Origin of the sequence: Christiangramia aquimixticola (genome assembly GCF_048285835.1) — a bacterium.
Classification (GTDB): domain Bacteria; phylum Bacteroidota; class Bacteroidia; order Flavobacteriales; family Flavobacteriaceae; genus Christiangramia; species Christiangramia aquimixticola.
The window spans coordinates 1-931 of record NZ_JBLVTL010000014.1; the positions used below are offsets into that span (position 1 = coordinate 1).

Annotated in this window: 1 protein-coding gene; it reads left to right on the top strand. The window is 43.4% G+C overall.

Features of this window, described 5'->3' with window-relative positions; all coding sequences use genetic code 11:
- A partial coding sequence (locus tag ACNKXV_RS14940) for an Ig-like domain-containing protein (RefSeq protein ID WP_417908222.1) occupies positions 1 to 931 on the top strand: 931 nt, incomplete at both ends.

Genomic DNA, 931 nt, shown 5'->3' on the forward strand with positions numbered 1-931 from the left:
GCTTCACCTTCAGTGAGGCTACTACAGATTTTGTAGCAGCAGACATTATCACCACCGGGGGAAGTTTAGGTACTTTGTCTACTACAGATAATATTGTCTACACGGCAACCTTAACACCAACTTCCGATTATGATGGTAATATTACCATCTCCGTAGCCGATGCTACTTATACCGATAGTGATGGCAATAACGGAAAAGGAGATAGCTTAACGCTAACCAGTACTACCGTATCACCAACCCTGGCGATCACCTCAGATAAGACTGGTTTAAAAGCTGGGGAGACTGCCACTATTAGCTTCACCTTCAGTGAGGCTACTACAGATTTTGTAGCTGCAGATATTACAACCACCGGGGGAAGTTTAGGTACTTTGTCTACTACAGATAATATTACCTACACGGCAACCTTAACACCAACTTCCGATTATGATGGTAATATTACCATCTCCGTAGCCGATGCTACTTATACCGATAGTGATGGCAATAACGGAAAAGGAGATAGTTTAACGCTAACCAGTACTACCGTATCACCCACCCTGGCGATCACCTCTGATAAGAGTGATTTAAAAGCTGAAGAGACTGCCACTATTAGCTTTACCTTCAGTGAGGCCACTACAGATTTTGTAGCTGCAGACATTACCACCACCGGGGGAAGTTTAGGTACTTTGTCTACTACAGATAATATTGTCTACACGGCAACCTTAACACCAACTTCCGATTATGATGGCAATATTACCATCTCCGTAGCCGATGCTACTTATACCGATAGTGATGGCAATAACGGAAAAGGAGATAGTTTAACGCTAACCAGTACTACCGTTTCACCCACCCTGGCGATCACCTCAGATAAGACTGGTTTAAAAGCTGAAGAGACTGCCACTATTAGCTTCACCTTCAGTGAGGCTACTACAGATTTTGTAGCAGCAGACATTAT